The organism is Paucibacter sp. B51, from assembly GCF_027863535.1.
Classification (GTDB): Bacteria; Pseudomonadota; Gammaproteobacteria; order Burkholderiales; family Burkholderiaceae_C; genus Paucibacter_A; species Paucibacter_A aquatilis.
On record NZ_JAPIVN010000001.1, the window covers coordinates 1,357,709 to 1,376,992 of the forward strand.

At 64.6% G+C, this 19,284-nt stretch carries 15 protein-coding genes; 11 read left to right on the plus strand and 4 right to left on the minus strand.

The annotated features are described in order from the left end of the window. Positions 1 to 44: 44 nt before the first annotated feature. A complete protein-coding gene (locus OOB33_RS05775; RefSeq protein ID WP_271007997.1) occupies positions 45 to 3,011 on the minus strand; it encodes a TonB-dependent receptor in 2,967 nt (988 codons plus the stop codon). Positions 3,012 to 3,619: 608 nt separating this feature from the next. Here OOB33_RS05775 and OOB33_RS05780 point away from each other — a divergent pair. The 11 genes from OOB33_RS05780 (at position 3,620) to OOB33_RS05830 (ending at position 17,572) form a co-directional block, all read left to right on the plus strand. Continuing rightward, entirely contained in the window at positions 3,620 to 6,703 is a 3,084-nt protein-coding gene (locus tag OOB33_RS05780) for a TonB-dependent receptor (RefSeq protein WP_271007998.1), read from the plus strand. 200 nt (positions 6,704 to 6,903) lie between these two features. Further along, a complete protein-coding gene (locus OOB33_RS05785; protein WP_271007999.1) occupies positions 6,904 to 8,145 on the plus strand; it encodes an NAD(P)/FAD-dependent oxidoreductase in 1,242 nt (413 codons plus the stop codon). Positions 8,146 to 8,235: 90 nt separating this feature from the next. After that, positions 8,236 to 8,991 (plus strand): class II glutamine amidotransferase, encoded by a 756-nt coding sequence (locus OOB33_RS05790; protein WP_171827212.1) that lies wholly within the window; start codon positions 8,236 to 8,238, stop codon positions 8,989 to 8,991. A 99-nt stretch (positions 8,992 to 9,090) separates the two neighbouring features. Continuing rightward, positions 9,091 to 10,236 (plus strand): sensor histidine kinase, encoded by a 1,146-nt coding sequence (locus OOB33_RS05795; RefSeq protein WP_271008000.1) that lies wholly within the window; start codon positions 9,091 to 9,093, stop codon positions 10,234 to 10,236. Beyond that, positions 10,233 to 11,366, plus strand: coding sequence for a histidine kinase (locus OOB33_RS05800; protein ID WP_271008001.1), 1,134 nt, complete (start codon positions 10,233 to 10,235; stop codon positions 11,364 to 11,366). The genes OOB33_RS05795 and OOB33_RS05800 overlap by 4 nt, the downstream gene beginning before the upstream one ends. Positions 11,367 to 11,393: 27 nt before the next feature. Further along, positions 11,394 to 12,548 (plus strand): sensor histidine kinase, encoded by a 1,155-nt coding sequence (locus OOB33_RS05805; RefSeq protein ID WP_271008002.1) that lies wholly within the window; start codon positions 11,394 to 11,396, stop codon positions 12,546 to 12,548. Then, on the plus strand, positions 12,545 to 13,720 hold the full coding sequence (locus OOB33_RS05810; protein WP_271008003.1) for a sensor histidine kinase: 1,176 nt from the start codon (positions 12,545 to 12,547) through the stop codon (positions 13,718 to 13,720). The genes OOB33_RS05805 and OOB33_RS05810 overlap by 4 nt, the downstream gene beginning before the upstream one ends. 22 nt (positions 13,721 to 13,742) lie before the next feature. Then, positions 13,743 to 14,519, plus strand: coding sequence for a LytR/AlgR family response regulator transcription factor (locus tag OOB33_RS05815; RefSeq protein WP_271008004.1), 777 nt, complete (start codon positions 13,743 to 13,745; stop codon positions 14,517 to 14,519). Positions 14,520 to 14,619: 100 nt separating this feature from the next. Beyond that, positions 14,620 to 16,323 carry a M14 family zinc carboxypeptidase gene (locus tag OOB33_RS05820; RefSeq protein WP_271008005.1) on the plus strand — a complete coding sequence of 568 codons (1,704 nt, stop codon included), beginning with the start codon at positions 14,620 to 14,622 and terminating at the stop codon, positions 16,321 to 16,323. A gap of 195 nt (positions 16,324 to 16,518) precedes the next feature. Next, positions 16,519 to 17,145 carry a hypothetical protein gene (locus OOB33_RS05825; protein WP_271008006.1) on the plus strand — a complete coding sequence of 209 codons (627 nt, stop codon included), beginning with the start codon at positions 16,519 to 16,521 and terminating at the stop codon, positions 17,143 to 17,145. Then, positions 17,138 to 17,572, plus strand: coding sequence for a GNAT family N-acetyltransferase (locus tag OOB33_RS05830; RefSeq protein WP_333780317.1), 435 nt, complete (start codon positions 17,138 to 17,140; stop codon positions 17,570 to 17,572). Before OOB33_RS05825 ends, OOB33_RS05830 begins: the two co-directional genes overlap by 8 nt. A 12-nt stretch (positions 17,573 to 17,584) precedes the next feature. On the opposite strand, the gene OOB33_RS05835 is transcribed toward OOB33_RS05830, so the two are convergent. From OOB33_RS05835 to ypfH, 3 genes are all read right to left on the minus strand, one after another. Next, complete coding sequence (locus tag OOB33_RS05835; RefSeq protein WP_271008007.1) at positions 17,585 to 17,830, minus strand: hypothetical protein; 246 nt, start codon at positions 17,828 to 17,830, stop codon at positions 17,585 to 17,587. Between the two features lie 162 nt (positions 17,831 to 17,992). Beyond that, a complete protein-coding gene (locus OOB33_RS05840; protein ID WP_271008008.1) occupies positions 17,993 to 18,322 on the minus strand; it encodes a hypothetical protein in 330 nt (109 codons plus the stop codon). A gap of 210 nt (positions 18,323 to 18,532) precedes the next feature. Then, a complete protein-coding gene (gene ypfH, locus OOB33_RS05845) occupies positions 18,533 to 19,258 on the minus strand; it encodes an esterase (RefSeq protein WP_102768502.1) in 726 nt (241 codons plus the stop codon). Positions 19,259 to 19,284: the final 26 nt, after the last annotated feature.

The window sequence follows — 19,284 nt, forward strand, 5'->3', positions numbered from 1 at the left end:
CTGCTTTCGAATCCAATGGGCCGGGTAGACCGGCCCGGCATGGATTAGAAGTCGATGCGGGCGCTCAGGCGCACCGAACGCGGCGACTGGAATGCACTGGCGTTGCCGTAGTTCAGGCTGGCCCGGGTGTCATTGCGAGCGTAGTCACCCACCTCGTTGGTTTCAGTCACGCCTTGCGAGTTGAAGATGTTGAAGACATCGGCTTGCAGGGTCAGCTTGGTCTTCCCTTCCAACTTGGGCGTGTAGGCCAGCTGAAGATCGAAGGTTGACGTCCACGGCGTGCGGCCGGCACTTCCGCGATTGCTCAGTTTGCCGCCGCAGTAGTAGCTCGATGCCGAGGTGTAGTTTTTCGATTCAGCATAGTCAGCCACGGTGTCGGGCACGAAGCCGATGCAGCTCTTGGGTCGGCCCGAAGCCACGACCGCATTCATGCCAACTCGAAGCGTGTCGCTCAGGGCGTAGTTGCCGTAGACCTTGACCACGTGGCGACGGTCATTGGGCAAGGGGCCAAAAGCACCGTGGGTGAATGAGCCAAAGTCAAAGTCTTGGGTGATGCCCGCGTCTTCTTGGTTGAGGTTGGACTGGACATAGCCTTCTGCAGACCCCCGGCTCTTGGACAGTGTGTATGAGGCATTGATGCCCCACTTGCCGTCGAAGGGTCGGTCCAAGGTCAACTCTAGGCCGTCATAGATCCGTTCATACTTGGCCAGACCAAAGTAGCTGGCGGGGATGGTGGCTTCGATCAACTTGCCATCGCCATTGAGGTCCATCTTCAAGGTCACGTCGCGACCTGGATTAACCACGATGCACGGCGCAAGGCCCACAGTTCCAAATGCGTCTTTGTAGCCCTTGTCGGCGGCGTAGTTCTCCATGGCGTAGTGACCGCAGAAGTCATCCATGCCGTCGTTGATCTTGCGGTGGGTGTACTTCGCGCCCACGGTCCATTCCTTGTTCAAGGACTTCTGAATGCCCACCATGATTTCATCCTGATTCATGGGCTTGAGCTTGGTATCTGCAATCGTGCCAGGGTCCGGCAGATTGCCGCTCTGGATGATCTGCGGTGAACCAATGGATGCACCCAGGCCGATTGGCGCTTGCGTTTTCGGATCGCGGCTGGCGAAAGTGAAGAACTCCCGAATGAAGGACTCCGAACGGGTGGCGCGAATATTGGTGTTGGCTGCCACTGGGATGTAGTAGCGACCCACATTGGTGAACACCTTGGTCGAGCCGTCACCGGCCAGATCCCAGGACACGCCAAACCGCGGAGCCAACAAGTTGTCAGCCTTGACGAATGAGCTTCCGTCCGCGTTCTTGTTGTTGAACGACTCGCTGCGCAGACCGCCATACACCAACAATTGTTTGTTGATCTTCCAGCTGTCTTCCAGATAGACCGCGTTGTTCACCACTTCGAACTCGCCCGAGGTGGAGCTGTTCTGTTGGCGGCGAACGTACTGTGTTCCAGGCGTGAAGCCATCAACACCGTTGACGCGACCGCTGGCCGGCACAAGGAAGTAGCGGTAGTAGTAGCCGTCGCCTTGCCAAGCGGTACCGGCTTCGTAGGACGTGAACTTTTGATTGTCCAGACCGGCACGAATGGTGTGGTTGCCGAGGGTGTACTCCAGGTCCAGGCGGCCAGCCTTGCGCTTGTCGGTGTCCACCGGGCGAGCCAGTGGATCACGAACGCCGACAAAGTTGTACGGCGGGCCCCAGCAACCAATTTCGGTAAACGCGGTGTTGATGTCAGCGACCGGCGGGCACTTCAGTGACTCGGCATTGCCGGCACGCGCGCCAGTGGTGCTCAGGCGCTGGTTCTCCGTGGTGCCCACCAATGCGGACACCGTCAGGTTGTCGGTCAGGTAGGCTGTGGCCTTACCGATCACGACCTTGCCGCCCTGTGTCTGCTCGCTGGCCTGCGCGGTGCCGTCCAAGCTCGTGGAGTATGGGCGAGCGCTTTGATAGTCGAGGAGCTCGAATCGTTCTTTGTTGCTGATGGCAGTCAGTTCAAAGTTGAACATCTCGCTCGGTGCGAAGTCCACTTTGATCATGCCGTTGGGTTTGTTCGACACCGTGCGCGTGCCGCGTGTAGCTTCAAAATTGGTGGTGACGTCCTCACGGCCCTCAACCAATGCAAAGACAAACAGCTTGTCCTTGATGATGGGGCCGCCTGTGAAGACGTTGTAACTGAGCAAGTCACGCGTGTCGTCACGCTGGAACAAGGTGTAGCCCTCGGGGGGTAGGTTGGGCCCAGCGGGCTCCTTGTTCAAGACGTTCTGTCCCTTGGAGCGAAGTTGGGACGGGGAGAAGTACACCGCGCCGCCCGACTTCCACTCATTGCTGCCACGCTTGGTGACGAGCGACACCACGCCGCCCAGAGAGCGACCGTACTCTGCACCATAGCCGCCGGACTTCACCTGCTGCTCGGCAATTGCCTCGAAGGGCAGATTGGCATAGGACAGGAAGTTGCGGATGTTGGTGACATCAAAACCATTGATGTAGTAACCGTTCTCACCCACGGAGGCGCCCGCAAAGGACGGCAGCTTGCCGTCGCCGAGGCCATCGTCACCCTGCACGACGCCGGGAGCCAGGTAGGCCACGGCATTGACATTGCGAGAGACAGGCAAGGCAGCAATTTGCTGCGAAGTGAACACCGAATTGACTTCTGAGGTGTTCAGGTCAATCTTTGTGCGGGACGCACGTCCCTGAATCGTCACGGTTTCCAGCTGGGTCGAGTCGGCCAGGCTCACCTGTGTGCCTGAACCGATCTGCACCACCACTTCACGCGTCACGCCATTGGCGGTGACGACATAGCGACCTGGAGCGAGCTTGGAAAAGTTGAAAGCCCCCTTGTTGTCGGCCTTGACGGTCCGCGACTGGTTGGTGTCCAGATTCTTGACGACCACCGGCGATTCGGCCTTGGCGGTACCGTAGATGGAGCCTTCTGAGCTCTGTGCCATTGCCACAGAAGCCATCAGCAAGGTAGTTGCTGCGGCGATTGCGGAACGAGTGGTCAAGCGCAGTGCGCTTGTGCGATTGTGTTTTCCCATGGACGACCCTTGCTTTCTGAAATTACGACGCAGTCATGGACGGGTGCTCGGGGCACTCCATTCGTGGACTGTGTAGAGAGTTTTGCGGTTTGTGCGATTGTTGGAATCTAGGGCTATGCCTAATGGCATGTGTCGATGGTGATGGATAGAAAGTGAAAACGTACCAATCTAGTTGATTTGCCCAAGAGTCGCGCGCGTTTCGGGGCGGCATGCCCAGTCAGCGCGGGGGTGTTTTTCTCGTTCTTTGGGCGACTTGTGTGGCGAAAACCCCCTCATTCGGTGGCTGGATGCTGCCTCATGTCCCGACCTTTGGCAGCCCTGGGTGCTGTTGAGTCGGACATCCAAGCCAACTCGGTCCGGACACCTGGCCGTTCGCAGCCAAAAACGCACCCATCGCACAAGCACGCGTTTACCCCTGAATGTTGCTGCTTCGCTTCGGGGGTAGTTCCGCATTCTTGAAATGAAATGCTCTACCCAGAATTCGCCCCAGCGCCCTGTAGAGCGTGACTTTCAACACTGGGCCAAAAGTCGAGTGTTTCAACCGTTTCGAGCAATCGATAGAAAGAGGGATACACATGTCGAATACTTCATTCCGCTCCATGGGGCGTCTGAGCCTCATCGCGATCGCAGCAAGCATGGCCCTGGGCACGGGTGTCGTGCACGCTCAGTCCAACACCACGGGTCAGGTGTATGGCGTGTTGACGCAAACGCAAGGTGCGTCCGTGCTGTTGGAAAACGTTGCAACTGGTGCCAAACGGACCATCACGCCCGGAGCCGATGGCCGCATCGTGGCCGCCAACTTGGCCCCCGGCGTTTACAAGGCCAGTCTGTTGCAAGACGGCAAGGTGATCAACGTTTTGTCCAATGTGGAAGTGCGTATTGGTCAAGGTACGGCGCTGGACTTCGGCAATCGTCTGGAGACCGTGACCGTGACCGGCACCCGCAAAGTGATCGATACGTCGACTGCCGATATCGGTACCTCTTTCAATGCACAACAACTGGCCGCATTGCCGGTGGCTCGTAACTTGAATGCCATCATCCTGATGGCGCCGGGCACCACGGAAGCTGACTCGCGCTACTCTGGCGGTATCAGCATCGGCGGCGGCGCTCCGTCGGAAAATGCGTATTACATCAACGGCTTTCCCGCGACCAATCCGTTGACACAGCTGGGCTCGGCTGAACTGCCTTTTGGTGCAATTGCTGATGCGCAGGTGCTGATCGGCGGTTTCGGCTCGGAATATGGCCGTTCGGTGGGCGGCGTGATGAACGTCATCACCAAGTCGGGTACCAACCAATGGGAAGCTGGTGCGCAATATTCGATCACCCCGAACAGCTTCCGCAACAAGCCGGTGGATCTGTATTACGCCAACACGGGCAAGAATGCGGGGACTGACAGCACGCTTCGCCTGCGCCGCTCCGACAACAACCGTACGGAATACACCTACGGCGGCTATGTCGGCGGCCCCCTGATCAAAGACAAGCTGTTCTTGTTCGCTGCGGTGGAAAAACGGGAGTTCCGGGCAGAGAGCGTGAATCAGACTATCGGAGCAGGCGATAGCGTTCTGGGTCTGACGGGCTTTGCCAAGGATAGTGGCTCCACCCTACGCGCCCTGGGCAAGTTGGACTTCAATATCACCGATCAGCACCGCCTGGATCTGACTTTGATCCGAGACAAGCCCGAGATCACACGCGATTACTACAGTTACAACTACGCGACCCGCAACGTTGGTGCCGACAAGAACTTCACGGCCAAGTACAACAACGTTGACAACCAGACAGCTCAAGGTGCCGACATGGCCATCTTGCGCTATTCGGGTGAACTGACTGACAGCCTGACCGTGACCAGCCTGTACGGCAAGAGCAACACCAAGCACGAGAACCTGTTCATCGGCGGAGGAACGGAAGTGAAGGGTGTGATCTTCAGCCCGACCACCGCAGGTGCTACGCCGCCTGGACTTGCGATTCCGGTGAAGAACCCGCTCTCCAATCAACAAGTTTTGAGCCCCAACTCGAAGGACAGCGTTGAGAGCTTCCGTTTGGACCTCGAGTACCGCTTGGGTAAGCACACGATCAAGGCGGGTATCGACAACAACAAGCTGACGTCGAACAACGCAGGTGTCCAACTGGCAGCTGGGTCGACCATTCAGTACTTGAAGACCAGCGTTGCCAATGCCGTCAACCCTAACTTCCAGCCACTGGGTGGCAGCAGCGACAAGATCTGGTTGGCGAACCCGGCCTATGGTCCCTTGGCTGCTCAAGGCTATTACGGTCGTGAAACGATCTTCACCACGACCACGGACGCGTACTCCAACCAGGCCGCGCAGTACATCGAAGACAAATACCAACCGACCAAGAACCTGGCTTTGTCCTTCGGTCTGCGTCGTGAATCCTATGAAAACCTGAATGGTGACAAGAAGGTTTTCCTGGAGATGAAGAACCAGTACAACCCGCGCTTCTCCGCCGTGTGGGATCCGGTTGGTGACGCTTCGACCAAGGTGTACGGTAGTGCTGGCCGCTACTCGATCCAGATCCCTACGCACATTGCTGTTCGTGGTGCCAGCCGCTCGACCTTTACCCGTGAAATGTTCATTTACACCGGCGTAGATGCCAACGGCATGCCGACCGGTCGTGTGAACATCGCCAAGCCTTACTCGGCCAATAACGAGTATGGCCAGGCGAAAGACAACAAGGTTGTTGCTGCCATCGACATGAAGCCGTCCTACCAGGATGAGTTGACCTTGGGTATTGAGAAGGCACTGTTCCAAGACTACAAGGGCAGCGTCAAGTTCACCTATCGGACGTTGAAGAGCACCATTGATGACACCTGCGATGCCGTGCCTTTCGAGAAATGGGCCGTGGACAACAAAGTTGACACTTCTGAATGGGATGGCTTCGGTTGCGCCAGCTTCAATCCGGGCGTGACCAACAAGTTCCTGGTGGACTTCAAGAATAAGGGGGCCAACGCAGGCAAGACTTATACCGAAGTGACCTTGTCTGCAGCCGACTTCAACCTGGAGAAGACCAAGCGCACCTACACCGCTTTGGATTTCAGCTTGGAGCATCCTCTGCGCAACGGTTGGTACGGTAAGGTGACCTACACCTGGTCCAAGAACAAGGGGAATACCGAGGGGCAGACCTTGTCCGACGTTGCTCAGACTGACGTTGCGGCGACCCAGGTCTGGGACCACTGGGAACTGATGGAGCACGCCTACGGGTATCTGCCTGCGGATCGTCGCCACATGATTCGGGCTAACGGATTCGTCGACATCAGCCCGCAGTGGAGCATGGGGGGTTCGCTTTCCGTGATGTCGGGTCGGCCGATTTCTTGCTTGGGCCTCTATGGCGCGGATGAGAGCAACCCAGTTGGATATGGCTCTGCACACCACTATTGCGATGGCAAGCCTTCTCCGCGCGGCACGGTGGGTCGCTTGCCTTGGACCAATCGACTTGATCTTCGCTTGACCCACAAGCCCGAGATGTTCAAGGGCTTGGAGTTGTCGGTTGATGTGTTCAATGTGACCAACCAGCAAGTCACTCAAAACGTGATCGAGACTTACAACAATGCGGACAAGTCGGTCAGCCCCGACTACCTGCGCCCAATCAGCACCTCGGCACCTCGCCGCATGCAGTTCACTGCGGTGTACAACAAGAAGTTCTGATCAAACCTGATAGGACCTCAGCGTCTTGAGTGGCGCTGGTTCAGATCGTTACTTAGGCCCGCTACCGAAAGGTAGTGGGCCTTTTTCGTGGCAGGGAGACCTGCCTCGAGACCTCGTGCTGAATAGAATGCGAATCCTCTCTTGAAGCCCTGCTGATGATTCCCTCTGGCGCCGTTGGCGTAAGCCATACCCATGTTTCCTTGCTTCCGCCCGCTGCGTCGAACGCGCTGCCGGCGGCTTGCTCCATCCTCATCATCGGCGCCGGCCCCGCCGGCAGTGCCTGCGCGCGGGTGCTCGCACAAGCGGGCTTGGATGTGGTGCTGGTGGACCAGCAGCCGCAAGGGCGGGACAAGATTTGTGGTGATGGCTTGATTCCGGACAGCCATGCGGCGCTCAAGCGCCTGGGGCTGCTGGATCAGGTGATGGCGCGGGCGCAGCCGGTGCAGCATGTGGCGTGCATCGGGCCGCGCGGCGGGCGCATCGAGGTGCCGGGCACGCTGGCGGTGCTGCCGCGGCGTGAGCTCGATGAAATGCTGTGCCTGGCGGCGCAGGACGCGGGCGCGCGCTTTCTGGCGCCGGCGCGCTTCGAGGCGCCGCTGGAGGATGAGCAGGGCCGGGTCTGCGGGGCGCGGCTCAAGATCGGCGATCAGTTGCACGAGATTCGCGCGGACTGGGTGATTCTGGCCACGGGCGCCGTGCCCAAAGCCCTGACCGCGGCCGGCTTGTGCGAGCGCCACACACCCAGTGGCGTGGCCCTACGCGGTTATGTGCGCGCACCCTCGATGGTGGGGCGCATCAAGGCCATGGATGTGGTCTGGCATGAGTCGGTGCGCCCGGGCTATGGCTGGATCTTCCCGGCGCCCGATGGCTGCTTCAATATCGGCGTCGGTGTGACCGACAGCCACAAGGCCGTCGGCGGCAAGGGCGAGAAGAAAGAGCTCAATCTGCGCGCTATCTTCGACGCCTTCGTCGCCCACTACCCACCGGCCGCGGAGCTGATGCGCGAGGGCGAACTGGTGGGCGAGCTCAAGGGCGCGCCGCTGCGCTGCACCCTCAACGGCGCGCGCTGGAGCCGCCCGGGCTTGCTGGTCACCGGCGAAGCGGCCGGCAGCACCTACTCGTTCACCGGCGAAGGCATTGGCAAGGCCATGGAGACCGGCATGCTGGCGGCCGACGCCGTGCTGCTGGGCCGCAGCCGCGATTGGCAGGATGCCCAGGTCCGTGCGGCCTACGAGGAAAGCCTGCGTGGCCTCAAGCCCAAGTTCGATCTGTACGAGCGGGCCAACCGCGTCAACGCCCACCCCTGGCTGGTCGATCTTCTGATCTGGCGCGCCAAACGCAGCCCGCGCCTGGTGCAGCGCATGAGCGGGGTCTTGAATGAAACCAGCAACCCGGGCAATCTGATCAGCCTGAGAGGTTTCAAGCGCCTGTTCCTCGAGTGAGGTCGGGCGCTCGGCTTCCGGTCTCAGCCCTCTTCTTTTTTCTCAACCCAAGCCAGGATGGGCCGCCCGCGCGGCCCCGGGATTCGCGCCATGTGTCAACTGCTGGGCATGAATGCCAATGTGCCGACCGATGTGATGTTCAGCTTCACCGGCCTGGCCAACCGCGCCGATGAGCACAAGGACGGCTTCGGCATTGCCTTTTTCGAAGGCCGCGGCCTGCGCCATTTTGTCGACCATCACAGCGCGCGCGTCTCGCCCCTGGCCGAGCTGGTGCAGCGCTACCCGATCCGCAGCGACAACGTCATTGCCCACATCCGCAAGGCGACGCAAGGCCAGGTCTCGCTGGAGAACACCCATCCTTTTGTGCGCGAGCTCTGGGGCCGCTACTGGGTCTTCGCCCACAACGGCAACCTCAAGGATTTCCAGCCGCGCCTGCATGCCGCCTTCCGCCCCGTGGGCCAGACCGACAGCGAGCTGGCCTTTTGCTGGTTGATGCAAGAGCTGGCCAAAGCCCATTGCACCGTGCCCAGCATTGCCGAGCTGAGCCTGACCCTGGCCGAGCTGATGCCGCAGCTGAACGCCTACGGCACCTTCAATATGCTGCTGTCCAATGGCCAGGCGCTCTGGGCCCATGGCTCCACCCACCTGCACTACCTGCTGCGCCGCCATCCCTTCGGTCGCGTGCACTTGCAGGATGAAGACCTGAGCGTGGATTTCGCGCCCCAGACCACCGAGCAGGACCGCGTGGCCATGATCGCCACCCAGCCGCTCACCCGCGACGAGCCCTGGGTGGCCTTCCAGCCCGGCGAGCTCAAGGTCTTTGTGGGCGGTGAGCTGCTCACTTGATCCGTCGCCGCCCTCGGGCCGCCCGCCATTCGCCGCAAGATCCTGCCATTCGCCGCCTGAGCCCGGCCTCGCCGTTCGGCCTCGCCTAGACTGCCGCCCATGCAGCAAGCGCCGTCATCCCGCGATCACCCCGCCCATCTCGCGCTGGACTGGACCCAATGGGTCTGGCCCGGCCCGCGTCGCGTCTTCAGCGAGGAGGAGCTGGCGCGTGCCGGCCAGCAGCCCTGGCCGGTGTCGATCGATCTGTATGTGCTCAGCAATGTGCTGGTGCTGCTGGCCATCAATTTTCCGGAGCTGCCGCGCCAGTGGGCGGGCTGGATCAGTGCCGGCGTGCTCGCCGTCCTGGCTCTGGTGCTGGGACTGGCGCGCACCCTGTGGCGCCGGCCCAGCCGGCGGCGCCTGAACCTCATCAGCTATGCCGTGGTGCTGGTCTTCATGCTGGCCACCCTGCCGATCTCGCACCCCGAGCTGGCCTCGCCCGAGCTGATCGCCAGACTCAAGACACACCGCGAGGCCGTCAAGTTCGTGGCCATGTTCGGCCTGTCGGCCTTCCTGGTCACCTACACCTCTTTCCTGCTCCTCACCGTCATGCGGGTGCAGCAAATTGAAGCGCGCCTGCGCGAGCTCGACGAGCAGGCCCATGCGCTCAAGCTGGCCCGCCGCCTGGCCTCGGCGCAGATGCAGCCGCATTTCCTGTTCAACACCCTGGCCTCGGTGCAGCATTGGGTGGACACCCAAGACCCCCGCGCCGGTGGCACCCTGCGTGCCTTCACCCAGTACCTGCGGGCCACACTGCCCATGTTCGAGCGTGAGAGCCTCAGCCTGGCCGAAGAGCTGCAGATCGTGCGCAGCTATCTGGAGGTGATGCAGGCGCGCCTGGGCGAGCGCCTGCGCTGGGTGCTGGAGATCGAGCCCGGCCTGGATGGAGTGCCGGTGCCGCCGGGCCTGCTGCTGACCCTGGCCGAGAACGCCATCGGCCACGGCATCGAGCCGGCCCTGCGCGGCGGCCGCGTGGTCGTGCGCGCCTGGCGCCAGGATCAGCAGGTGATGCTGGAGGTGGAGGACGATGGCATGGGCCTGAGCTCGGTCGAGCCGGTCGAGCGCCTGGGTCTCAGCAATTCCCGCGATCGCCTGCGTCAGCTGCATGGCGAGCAGGCGCGCCTGAGCCTGCTGCCCCGCGCACCGGGCGCGCTCGCGCAGGTGCAGATTCCTTGGGCTGCGGTCGCGGGAGTGCCCGTCGCATGAGCCCGTCCGAGCTGTGGCTGACGGCCTGGCGTCGCGTGCGCGGGCGCTTCATGCCTTGTGAAGCGGCGGCGGAGCGCCTGCCCGACGAGGCCGGCATCCGTCGCCTGGGCCTGCAGCCGCTGCGCGGTCTCGCCCTGTGGTGGCCGATCGGCTTCACCTCGACCGTCTTGGCCCTCAGTTCGCTGGGCTCCTTGCAGTCCGCACAGGGCCGAGCCCTGCTTTTGTTCATGCTGGCCTGTGCCGGCTTGGGCTTTGCATGGCTGGCACGCTGGGTCTGGGCCTGGCCCAGCAGCTCGCGCGTGTTTCGCAGCTCGTTGTCGGGCGCGGTGGGCATGGTGCTGGTGGCCTTGGTCATACGCCACGGTGCATCGGCCGATGAGGCCGAGTGGCTGCGCCTGGTCTTCATGGGCCTGGGCGTGACGGTCATGGGCGGTGTGAGCTTTGTGTCCATCTACCGCCGCCATCAGATCCTGGCCCGCCAGCGCGAGCTGGCCGAGCGTGAGCTGGCCCTGGCCGCCCAGGCGCAGCTGGCGCAGGCGCAAATCCAGCCGCACTTCCTCTTCAACTCCCTGGCTTCGCTGCAGCATTGGGTGCACCAGGGCGACGCGCGCGCGGCGCCCTTGCTGGATGCGCTGACGGCTTATTTGCGCGCCACCTTGCCCCTGTTCAACCGCCGCCAGCTCAGCCTGGGCGAAGAGCTGGAGGCCGTGCGCCAGTACCTGGCCGTGATGCAAGCGCGCCTGGGTGCGCGGCTGCAGGTGGACATCGAGGTGCCCGAGGCGCTGCGTGCCGTGCAGCTGCCGCCGGCGCTGCTGCTGACCTTGGTGGAGAACGCCATCGAGCATGGCGTGGTGCCCAAGCTCGGCGCCGCGTTCCTGCGCATCGAGGCCGAGCAGCAGGGCCCAGCGCTTTGCCTGCGCGTCATCGACGACGGCCCCGGCCTGCCCGAGCAACTGCCGCCCGCGCGTGCCGGGCGCGGCGTGGGCCTGAGCAATTCGCGCCTGCGCCTGGCCCAGAGCTTTGGCGACGAGGCCAGCCTGAGCCTGGAAAACTCCGCCGAGACCGGCGGCTGCGTTGCCACGCTGCGCCTGCCGATGGCGATGGCCATGCCACCCACGCCCCTGGCGTGAGGGATGAATCAAACGACAAGGATGGGAATGACGCGGAATTGGAAGACGCGGCTGCAGCGGGCCTGGGCCGATGTGGCGGGGCTGGACTGGCATCTGGTGTTCATGCTCGGTCCGCGCCACAAGTTCAGTGAGGCGCAGTGGGCCTTGCTCGATCAACGCTCAGCCATCACCCCCAGCGTCAAGCTCTGTGCTTGGCTCAACGCGCTGTTGATGGGCGTGCTGGCCGCGTGGCAGATGCCGGCGCCGCTGCAGTTGGGTGGCTTTGTGGTCGGCGTCTTGATGGCGCTGGCTCTGCTCTGGCTGGCCGCCCGCCTGTGGCGCCGGCCGACCATGCGCACGCTGTACCTGGGCTATGTCTGGGTCTGCGTGATGGCCTTCGTCAGCACGTTTCTGATGGGCATCTTCTCCGGCGCCATGCGCCTCGAGGGGAGCATCGGCAAGGAAGAAGCCGGACAGTTGGCGCTGGTTCTGGTCTTGCTGGGCGTGGCCGGCATCTGGGTGCTGGCCATGGCTCGCAATGAGATGTTGGCCGGCTGGCTGCGAGAGCACGAGCAGCAGCAGCAGGCCTTGGCCCTGGCGCAGCAGCTCAGCAGCGCCCAGATCCAGCCGCATTTCTTGTTCAATTCCCTGGCCTCGCTGCAGCACTGGGTGCGCAGCCGAGATGAGCGGGCGGCCACCCTGCTGGATGCCCTAACGGCCTATCTGCGCGCCACCCTGCCGTTGTTCAACCGCCAGCTGCTCAGCCTGGGTGAAGAGCTGGAAGCCGTGCGCCAGTACCTGGCCGTGATGCAGGTGCGCCTGGGCCAGCGACTGCAGGTGCAGATCGAGGTGCCCGAGGCGGTGGCTTCGGTGCAGCTGCCGCCGGCGCTCATGCTGACCTTGGTGGAGAACGCGATCGAACACGGCGTTGTGCCCAAGCTCGGTTCTGCCCTCTTGCGCATCGAGACGGAGCAACAGGATCAATCGCTGCTGGTGCGCGTCATCGACGATGGCCCCGGCCTGCCCGAGGCGCCGGCTCAGCCCGTGCGCGCCGGCCGCGGCGTGGGTTTGAGCAATTCCCGCCTGCGCCTGGCGCAGACCTATGGCGAGGCCGCCCGTCTGAGCCTGCGCAATGCCGAGCAGGGCGGCTGCATCGCCGAATTGCAGCTGCCCTGGTCGCCGGAAACGAGGGCCGCATCATGATGAACAAGCCGTGGGCGACCTTGCGCGGATTCTTCCGCGAAGTGGATTGGCGCCTGGTCTTTCTGCTGGGCCCGCGCCACCGCTTCACGCCCGAGCAATGGCGGCGCCTCGATACGCTGCCGGGCATCTCGCCCACCATCAAGGTGGCGGCCGTGGTGAATGTGCTGGCCCTGGCCCTGGTGGCCGCCCTGGAGTTGCCTTGGCCCATCGCACGTCTGGTCTTTTGCGGCACGCTACTGCTGGGGCTGGTGACTTTGTGGGTCAGTGCCGATCTGTGGCGCCGCCCGACCCAGAAGCGCCTGCACCGGGCCTATGGCTTCAGCGCCGTTCCGCTCGGCGCGGTGTTCGGGTTCATGATGGCGTCCCAGCCTCAGCGGTGGCTGCAAGAGCCCTGGCACCATGAGCTGCTGATCCGCGGCTGCGCCATCGGCTTCGTCTACACCATGGCCATCTGGGCCGTGGCCATGTGGCGCAATGAGTTCATGGCCGATTGGTTGCACGACGAAGCCCTGCGCGAGCAGAAGCTGGAGCTGGCCCAGCGCCTCAGCAGCGCGCAGATTCAGCCGCACTTTCTCTTCAACTCCCTGGCTTCGCTGCAGCACTGGGTGGCGGTCAAGGACGATCGCGCCGCGCCGCTCCTGCAGTCGCTCACCTCCTACCTGCGGGCCACCTTGCCCCTGTTTGACCGGCCCCTGCTCTCGGTCGGCGAAGAGGCCGAAGCCGTGCGCCGCTACCTGGAGGTGATGCAGGCCCGCCTGGGCGGCCGCCTGCGCTTTGTGCTCGACATCGCGCCCGACGCCGCCACCGCCCAGCTGCCGCCCGGCGTGCTGCTGACCCTGGTGGAGAATGCCGTCGAGCATGGGGTGCAGCCCCAGCTCAGCGGTGGCGAGCTGCAGCTGCGCGCCTACCTGCCGGCCGAGGGCGGCTTGTGCGTCGAGGTGCTGGACGATGGCCCCGGGCCCTCGGACGCGCTCTTGCAGCTGCCGCCGCTGGACCCGGCCGCCATGCTGCGCGATGCCCAGGCCAGCCTGGGCTTGCAAAACAGCCGCCTGCGCCTGTGGCAAGCCTTTGGCGACCAGGCCGAGCTGAGCCTCAGCCACCGCAGCGAGGGCGGTTGCCGGGCGCAGGTCTGGGTGCGCCCGTCACAGCCCCAAGCTCAATCAAGAACCTGATGAAACCCTGCGAGGACTTTCGATGAATAGCACCAAACCCGCCATCACCGCCCTCATCGCCGACGATGAAGAGGGCCCGCGCGAGCAACTGCGCGCCGCGCTGCAGCGCCTCTGGCCCGAGCTGCAGATCGTGGCCGCCAGCGAGCATGGCGTCGATGCCTGGGACGACTTCCTGGCCCATGAGCCGCAGGTCTGCTTTCTGGACATCCGCATGCCGGGCCTGAACGGCATCGAGGTGGCCCGCCGCATGGCCGCCACTGCCAGCCCGCCGCAGGTGGTCTTCGTCACCGCCTTTGGCGACCATGCGCTCTCGGCCTTCGATGCTGGTGCGGTCGATTACGTGATGAAGCCGGTGGACGACGCCCGCCTGGGCCAGGCCATCGAGCGGCTCAAGGCGCGGCTGCAAAAAGACGGCGGCAACGGCCCCGATCTGAATGCCTTGCTCAAGCAGCTGCTGCCCGCCGTGGCGGCCCCCAAGCCCAAGCCCATCCAGGCCTCGCTGGGCCGCGAGATCAAGCTGATCGCCCCCGAGGACGTGATCTTTTTCGAGAGCGACAACCGCTACACCCGGGTGGTGTTCGACGGCGGCGACGCCCTGATCCGCACCCCGCTCAAGGAGCTGCTGACGACGCTGGACACCGAGCTGTTCTGGCAGGTGCACCGCAGCGTGCTGGTCAACAGCCGCCACATCGCCAGCGCCGTGCGCGTGGACGAAAATTCCATGCACATCACGCTCAAAGGCCGCGAGGAGAAGCTGCCGGTCTCGCGCCAGTTCCAGGGCTTGTTCAAGGGGCAGTGAGCCCCGGGGCGAGGTGGGTCGCCGTGGCAGGGTCAGTCCCGGGGCCAGGGCCTCGGGGCTTTCGGCACAATGGCCCGCACCCGTACCTCCACGAGCAGCCATGGCCGCCTTGCCCACCCCGAAGTTTGACGAGTTCTACCGCTACGACGCGCTGACCGAGCTGCTGTTTGCCTACGCCGAAGCCCGGCCCAATCTGGTCTCGGTGCGCTCCATCGGCCGCAGCCATGAGGGCCGCGACATCTGGGTGCTGGTGCTGACCAACACCGCCAGCGGCGCCGACATCGACAAGCCCGCCTTCTGGCTGGACGGCAACATCCACGCCGCCGAGCTGACCGCCTCGACCACCTGCCTCTACTACCTGCACCAGCTGCTCAGCGGTTTTGCGGTCGACCCACAGATCACCTACCTGCTCGACAGCCGGGTCATCTACATGGTGCCGCGCCTGAATCCCGACGGCGCCGAGCTGGCCCTGGCCGACCGGCCCCGCCACATCCGCTCCAGCACCCGGCCCTACCCCTACGACGAGCACCCGGTCGATGGATTGACGCCGGAAGACGTGGACGGCGACGGCCGCATCCTCAGCATGCGCGTGCCCGACCCGCACGGCACTTACAAGAAGCACCCAACCGAGCCGCGCCTGATGGTGGCGCGAGAGCCCGGCGAGTTCGGCGGCGACTACTACCGCCTGATCCCCGAAGGCTTCATCAAGAACCACGACGGCCTCACCGTCACCGTCAACAAGGACCGCGAAGGCCTGGACCTGAACCGCAACTTCCCCAGCGAATGGCGGCAGGAGTACAAGCAGCTGGGCGCCGGCCCCTTCCCGACCAGCGAGCCCGAGGTGCGGGCCATGGTGGAGTTCATCAGCAGCCACCCGAACATCGGCGCGGCCATCAGCTTCCACACCCACAGCGGCGTCATCCTGCGGCCCATGGGCACGCAGAGCGACGACGACATGATCCCCGAGGACCTGTGGAGCTTTAAGCGCTTCTCGGCCCTGGGCGAGAAGCTCAGCGGCTACCCTGCCGTCAGCATCTGGCATGACTTCAAGTACCACCCCAAGGAAGTCATCACCGGCACGCAAGACTGGGTCTACGAGCACTTGGGCGCCCTGTTCTGGGTGGTGGAGCTCTGGTCGCCCAACAAGGAAGCCGGCATCGAGGGCTACAAATGGATCGACTGGTACCGTGACCACCCCGTCGAGGACGACCTCAAGCTGCTCAAGTGGAGCGATGAGCAATGCGGCGGCCAGGCCCATGTGGACTGGAAGCCCTTTCTGCACCCGCAGCTCGGCCAGGTCGAGATCGGCGGCTGGGACAAGATGAACTACTGGCGCAACCCGCCGCCCGCCCTGCGCGAGCGTGAGGCCGCTCGCTTCCCGGCCTGGATGAACCAGATCGCCCTCAGCCTGCCCAAGCTCGAACTGCTGCGCACGGAAGTGCGCGCCCTCGGCCCCGACAGCTGGCGCATCCGCATGGCCGTGGCCAACAGCGGCTACCTGCCCGCCTACGTCACCAAGCGGGCGCTGGAGCGCAAGGTCGTGCGTGGCGTGATGTTCGAGATCCACCTGCCGCCGGCCGACCCCACCGTCAGCCTGGTCAGCGGCAAGGAACGCATGGAAGGCCCGCAGCTCGAAGGCCACGCGCCCAAGAGCTCGCAACTCGCCTTCCTGTCCAGCCGCGAGCTCACCGCTGACCGCGCCATCGGCGAATGGGTGGTGCGCGCCCCCAAGGGCACCCGCCTGGCCCTCACCGCCAGCGCCGAGCGCGCCGGAACGGTGCGAACCGAGGTGGTGCTTGACTGAGATCGGACCGAGGACAAGCCAAGTGGCTTGTCCGACGCCGATCGAAGGCCCGACCGCCTGCCAGCGGGCGGGCTGAGCGCGCAGCGACTCTACGACGCCCGCTCCCTCAGCTCCCGCATGGCCCGGCCGGCAGCAGCCCGGCCGTGCTCTCCCTTTTTGTTTCCTTGATCAACCCTTCTCCTGCTTTCTGTTGCGATGAAATCTGTGCGCCTTTCGTCCCTGCGTTCGCTGGCCTGCGTGGCCGGGCTGTGTTCTTTCCTGGCCTTGCCGGCGCTCGCCGCGCCGGCGGTCTGGTCGGTGTCCGTCGAACAAGGCGGTCAGGTCTTGCCTGAGGCGAGCGAGCTGCGCCTGAAGAGGGCGCCGTTTTCCCTGGTATTCAATGGCCCGGCTGATCTGGGCTATGCGGTCCTGGCCAGCCACGATTGCGCCGATTTCGCCGGCCTGAAGACCAAGGCCCAGATCGCCGCCGTGATCCGGCCCGATGCCCTGGCCTCGGAGAGCGAGAAGCCTGGGGACAATCTCTTTCTGCTTGTCAACGGACCCGGCGCCATCAAGTCGGGCGACAACAGCGCCCAGGCCTGGTCCGAAGAGCCCGAGGCCGGCACCCACAGCTTCCAGGTTCTGAAGCCCGGTGCCGACAAAACCCTGCGCGCCACGCGCGAGATCCGCGAGATCCTGCTGCACCGCAACTACAAGGACACACCCATGCTGCCCTTGGCCCAGTACCCCTACGCCTCGATCTGCCTGTTCTTCACCGGCCTGCCGCCGGTGGGCCATATGGCCCACGAATCGCCGCGCATGCTGCAGCTGCGTTTTGACTGAGCCGCATCTGCTTCGCGTGATGGAGATCCGCCCCATCCGGCTTGAAGAGCACGAGGCCGCCCGCGCCCTGCTGGCCGTCAACGGCTGGGCCTCGCGCGTGGCCGATCCGGCGCTGTTCGCCCGTTTGCTGAGCCAGTCGCAGCTGGCGCTGGTGGCCGTGCAAGGCGAGGGCGATCAGGCCCGCGTGATCGGCTTTCTGCGCGCCCTCACCGATGGCATCTTCAATGGCTACATCTCCATGCTGGTGGTCGATGCCGCCTGGCGCGGGCGTGGCGTGGGCCGGGCCCTGGTCCAGCAGGCCATCGGAGGGCGCCCGGAGATGACCTGGGTGCTGCGCGCCGGCCGCGAGGGCGTGGCCGGCTTCTACGAGAAGATCGGCTTCAGCCGCTCCGAGGTGGCGATGGAGCGGCCGGGGCAGCGCGGCTGAAGGCCTTGCGCATTAGGTGGCTAGTGCCCCGGGCTCTGTCTCATCCAACCAGGCCTGCAGCGCCTCCGGCAGGTCCTCTTGCTCCTCCGCGTCCGGCCGGGGCGCCCCAGTGGCCAGCAGCAGCTGCAGCGAGGCCAGATCGTCGCCACCGGGCTGGGGCAGGTGGGCGGCGCCATGGAGCAGGCTGCCCATCACATCGCCGCCGTAGCCATGGCGCTCGTCCCAGCGAGCGCCATGCGCCAGCAGCAGTTGAATCAAGGTCGCATCGCCGTTGAAGGCGGCCTGGTTCAGGGCGCTGGCCTCCCAATCGCCGGGCGCCGCAACCGGTCAGCCGAGAGACAGCATCAGCGCCACCGAGTCCCGGGCGCGGCGCTGCGCCTGGTCGGGCAGCAGGCGCAGCGTCTGCGCGCTCAAGCCTTGCTACAGCCCCGGCTGTTCTTCAAGCAAGGCCCGCGCCGTGGCCGCATCGGCGGCGGCGCAGGCGGCCAGAAAGCGCTCCCGCACGGCGGGCAGCTCAGGCTGCGTGCCGCGGGCAGCCAGCAGCTCCAGCGCGGCGGATTCGCCCAGCAGGGCGGCCAGGGTGGCGGGCGTTTGGCCCGTCTTCGGGTGCTGAAAATAGGGCGCGGCGCGCGCCAGGCTGTCGGCCTCGCCGGCCTGCCAGGCGCGCAGCAGTTCGCGGGCGCGGCGTTTGAGTTGCTGCAGATCGGCCCGCTCCGGGAGCTGGGGCTGCAGGGCTTGGGGTGTGTTCAAGGCAGTCCTCCATGCGAGTTCATGCCCGTGATCCGCGCGACTGGGCCGCACAAAGGGGGATGCTGAGCGCTGAAGTTCGGCGTGATTCACGCCGCACCGGGTGGCCTCGGGCCTGTCTGCGGATCCAGCAGCGCCCCGGCGGGCGCTGTGGCAGCCAGTGTGCCACGAGGCTCAGGCCTTTTGCTCCTGCCGCAGCCGCAGCTACAGCGCTCAATGCCGGGGTTGAGCGTCCTCGTCGGCCGCAGCTTGCATGGCCTCGCGCCACATGCGCGCAGGCACGAAGGTGCGCAGCTGGTGCAGGGCGCGCTCGATCAGCTCGGCGTGCAGCTCGTGGCCGGGATCGGGCAGCACATCGGCGGTGACATCGGCGCCCAGATGGACCAGGCGGCGCGCGGCCGTGACCTGGTCCTGGAAGGGCAGCACCGGGTCGCGCTGGCCATGCAGGATGTGCACGCTGACCTCTTGCGGCGCATGGGCCGGCGGCGTGGCGTAAGCACCCGAGAAGGCCAGCACGCGGCCGGCAAGCTGTGGTTCGGCCTGCACGGCTTCCAGGGCCATCACCGCGCCTTGCGAGAAGCCGGCCAGGGCCACGCGCTCCCAGGCCATGTCGAACTGCTCGGCCCAGGCGCGCACCGTGGCGATGAAGCCCGGCAGGGCCTCGGCCACGCGCTGGGCATGGTTGTCGTCGTTGGCACCTTGCAGCGAGTACCACTGGTGGCCTTGTGCCGATGCCGCGTCATCCGTGACCTGGTCAAAGGCCTCGGGCGCATTGATGGACACCACGGCCGCCTGCGGGTACTGGCCGCGCAAGGCTTGGGCCAGCGGGCGCATCTGCGAGGCATCGCCCCCGGCGCCATGCAGCAGCAGGAAGAGCAGGTCGGGCAGGCCTTTGTCGGGCAGCAGGGCGAGGGCTTGGGAGCGTTGCGGGGTACTCATGATGGGCCGATTGTCCCTCGCTCCGC